Below are 464 nucleotides of genomic sequence, written 5' to 3'. Positions count from 1 at the left end.
GGTCAGTGACGGCGCCGTCGGTCGGGGCGCCGCAGCGATGTCCAGCGTATACTCGCGCCTTGCCCTGTTCTCGGAGGTGTCGAACACATCGACGGCAAAGGCAAATGATCCGCTCTCGGTCGGCGTGCCGCCGAGTGTGCCATCGGTTGCGAGCGAAACGCCTTCGGGCAGATTTCCGATGATCCGCTGAAACGTGTAAGGCGCGCCCACACCGCCGGTTGCGGTCAGCATCTGGCTATAGGGCTGCCCAACCTGGCCATTGGGCAAAGCTGCCGGTGAAATTACGATGGGCGGGCCAGTGGTGATCGCAAGCGTGTAGTCGCGTTCGCCGTTGTTGCCGACATGGTCCGTCGCCCGAATCCTGAAACTGTAGACGCCGGGGGGCGCTATGACCGGCCCGGAGAGGACGCCGGCACTGCTGAAGGCGACGGGCATGGAGCCCGAAACGATCGAGAACGTAAAGG

At 63.8% G+C, this 464-nt stretch carries 1 protein-coding gene; it reads right to left on the bottom strand.

Features of this window, described 5'->3' with window-relative positions:
• Positions 1-435 (bottom strand): putative Ig domain-containing protein (locus EN750_RS38635; protein WP_189526885.1); only part of this gene is annotated, 435 nt, incomplete at its 3' end.
• Positions 436-464 lie beyond the last annotated feature (29 nt).

The organism is Mesorhizobium sp. M7A.F.Ca.ET.027.03.2.1, from assembly GCF_003999175.1.
Taxonomy (GTDB): domain Bacteria; phylum Pseudomonadota; class Alphaproteobacteria; order Rhizobiales; family Rhizobiaceae; genus Mesorhizobium.
This window is presented reverse-complemented; position numbering and strand designations above follow the sequence as displayed.